A 3,325-nucleotide genomic window follows, 5' to 3' on the forward strand; every position below is an offset into this window, starting at 1 on the left:
TCCCCGTAATAGCACTCGGCAAAGGCCCAGGCCACGCGTGCGAAGAGATCCAATGGAATCGGATGCGTCATTCGCCAACCCCCCGGATGGCATACTCCAGGTCAAGGCAACTTGGGCACTTCCCGCATCGACCCGTGGCGCTGAGGTCACAGGAGTGGGCAAGGCGCCAGGGTACGCCCAGGTATTCCGCCAACCTTACAACCGCGGTTTTGTCGTATTCGATAAGCGGGGCCAAGAGTTGGATGCTCGCGGACTCGAGGGTCAGTACGTGCCTTACCCTACGTAAGAACTCGGGAGTCGTATCCGGGTAGTACGAACCCTGCGGCTTGATGAATCCGACTGCCAAAGCATTGCAGTCTAAACGTCGGGCGAACTGTGCACCGATGGTCAGCAGCAACAGGTTGCGGTGTGGGAAATACGTCTCTCCCGGCCCATCGCCGGGGCCAGGGTGCGACGCAAAAAGGGAGCCCTGGCCCAGGCAGGCAAGGCCGGCGACATCAACGCACGTCAAAGGTAGAGCCATGTAGTCTGCCAGCACATGTGCACACCGTTCCTCGCCGGGAGCCGCCCGCTGGCCGTAGTTCACGAAAAGCAGATGGACCTCGGCACCCTCCCTCGCAAGCAATCCTGCTGTTACCGCCGAATCGACGCCCCCACTGAACAGCACAACTACCCGCATAGCTTTGAGCACATTTTCATGGCCCCCAACAGCAACTGTCGTAGATTAGACGCCACGGGCGGCCCTATAGCCGTCCTAGTGATAAGATTCAAGCCGCTTAGTTGCCCCGTGCAGTAGGCAAGGACCGGTTTGCCCCTGGCGTAGGCGTATCCGCACTCCCACATGGTTCCAGGGTCTTCGCCATCCAGGACTGCCAGGACCATATCACTCTCGCTCAAGGCTGCGACGTCAGTCGAGAAGATCGCTTCGTCTGAAGACTCCTCCCCCGCAACGCCCGCGTCGTGCATGGGACTGAACACCTGGAACCCGTGGTGGCTCAACAGGCGCTGGATCCTATCGATCACCCACACCTGGCCCTCGTCGAAGAAGGGACCCGCCAGGTATACTTTGCACCGGGCTCGAACTTCGGGCGGACAGAACGTCCGGGGCGCGTCCGCCCGGATGTGCCTAATGGCGTCCTCAGTGATCCCGTGGGCGTAGCGGTCACACTGCAGCGCTGCGGCGGCCGCAGCCACCTCGCCGCACTCGTCGAACGGGAACCCCTGGATCCTGGCTGCGAGAAAGGCGGCGTTGTACACGTCGCCGGCCCCAACGGAGTCGCGCAGGGCTATGTCGAAAGCGCAGATCTCGAAGATCTTACCGCCGGTGAATATTCGGCTGCCGCCCGGCCCGAATCGGTGTACAAAGATGCGATCAGGCCTACTCGCGGCCCAGTCCACAAGGCGATCCACCAAACCACGGTCTTGCTTGAACAGCCCCTCGCTTCCAAACGCGACAGTAGCCCGTTCAAGCGCTGCTTCGCGCCGCTCGGGCGGCAGGTATTGGAGATCGACAGCGATAAGCTCGGCGGCCCCCAGGTATGGCAGAAAGTCGATATATTCGGGATACACGAGGACCCCCCGCGCCCGGGAACCCAATAGGAATGAAGCAGTCTGTTCGAACTCCCTGTCGGTAAACGCTCCGTATTCATGGCATTTGATTGTGCATTGCTGGAAGAGTTCCTCCGCGTTGAGGACCACGTACTCAACGCTGCGCGGTCGCGGCAGCTGCAGGCCGCCCTGGTGGCCCGGCAACTGCTGGAGCGCCGACAGGTCATCCGGGCTCCCCCTAGCCACGAAGCCGTGGGGGACCTTGAGGCCAGAAAGGGCATTGAGCGAGTACCATGCACCCCCTGGCCTCCAGCCGCCGCAGATGTGATCGCGGGCGGCGTCATTGAGGACAAGGACGTCAACCATGACGCACGCTCCGAATCCAGATTTCACTGTTGCTCAGGTTTCGCTCGTCCAGCCTCACGTGGTGGATCGATGCGCTGTAACGCCACCTACCAAGGCAAAAATAGAGTTCTCTGTTGGCAAGAATCCCTATGAGCACGCCCTCACGATGGACTTGTACGACATACCGCTCGGGATGGGGCGCGATGTCTACTTCAGACCCCACCACAAGTGCCCTGATCTGCCCGTGTGCATCGGCGGGAATCTCAATCAGTGGGTCGGAGTAGGACCGTGCACAGGGCTCATGGGGCGGTTCAGGTTCTGGGGGCCTGACTCCCCCACCGGACATTTGCACCACCCCCATCTGATATCGGACAGATTAGGATGAAGCTATCACCTGTACGGCTCCCCTGGCCAAGGTACCCCGCATCAGTGTCTACGCGACGCGGACGCGAGGACCTCACCTTCATAGCACGACAAATCCCCAATTGACCGTGAGTGTCACCGCTTGTAGGCCCTGAGGATTTGGGCAACGTTTCCCATTTCCCTCGCAAGCCCGTCAACCGCATGCCCTATCTTGCCCAAGTGAGTCTGCAGCAGCAGAGTGGGATCCCTTTCTCCCGGCTCAGCTCTACCCTCAAGAGATCCCTGGCTCGCACCTGCCGAAACGCCTGCTCGTCCGGGAACGACGCAGTGGGGCCGTAGTGCTGGGGCCGTTGAACTCGAACCGCACGCCGTCGAGGTAATACCGATCGAACTCGAGGGGGTCTCTGGACAGGGGGTTGCCGAGAAACGCTGGCCTGGCGTTATCCACGAAGTCGTCGCCCGCCACCAGGAGGTCAAGCCAGCACTTCATCAGGCATTCCCCCTTGAACGGGGACATGGCCGCCAGCTTGCACAACCGCTCGACCTACCGTTCCTGGACTTCCGCAGGACACACGGGAACGGGATTGTCTCTCGTCCCGCAACGGACGGGCTTCGTCCAACCAGCGCGCGCCAGTTCCCCCCGCACCCCGCCCAGGCAGCACCGGTCCATACCCGCAATTCTGGCGAGCTCGGCAACCCAGCTTCCCCCGGTCGCCTGGGCCACCAGATAGAGGAACCCCGTCGTTGGACCGACACCCTCCAGTCCTACCGGTTCGGGCGGTAATACAACCCGGCATCTCAATCAAGACACCCCGTGTCGCATGACGCCACATTCTGCCGCAGATAGTTGATACCAGCGGCCAGCGTAGCCGCCCGGCTCCGGGGTGCGAGTCAATTGGGGCGTGGGCGCCCCGGTCGGGCGGGAGATGGAGGCGTGGGCGCCGCGGTGCAGCGGGGGATCGGAGCGTGGGCGCCCCGGTGCAGCGCGGGATGGGGGCGTGCGCGCCGCGGTCCGGCCCGGCATCGGGGCGCAGGCGCTGCGTTGGGACGGAGTCGGGGGGCCGGGGCT

At 62.6% G+C, this 3,325-nt stretch carries 3 protein-coding genes; all 3 read right to left on the reverse strand.

What is annotated here, in order from left to right:
- Positions 1-67: 67 nt before the first annotated feature.
- Positions 68-679, reverse strand: a complete 612-nt coding sequence (locus tag AB1609_18850; GenBank protein MEW6048506.1) for a 7-cyano-7-deazaguanine synthase — start codon at positions 677-679, stop codon at positions 68-70.
- Positions 670-1,914, reverse strand: a complete 1,245-nt coding sequence (locus tag AB1609_18855) for a PfkB family carbohydrate kinase (protein MEW6048507.1) — start codon at positions 1,912-1,914, stop codon at positions 670-672. Before AB1609_18855 ends, AB1609_18850 begins: the two co-directional genes overlap by 10 nt.
- 613 nt (positions 1,915-2,527) lie before the next feature.
- Entirely contained in the window at positions 2,528-2,746 is a 219-nt protein-coding gene (locus AB1609_18860) for a hypothetical protein (protein MEW6048508.1), read from the reverse strand.
- Positions 2,747-3,325: the final 579 nt, after the last annotated feature.

The organism is Bacillota bacterium, from assembly GCA_040754675.1.
Lineage (GTDB): Bacteria > Bacillota > Limnochordia > Limnochordales > Geochordaceae > Geochorda.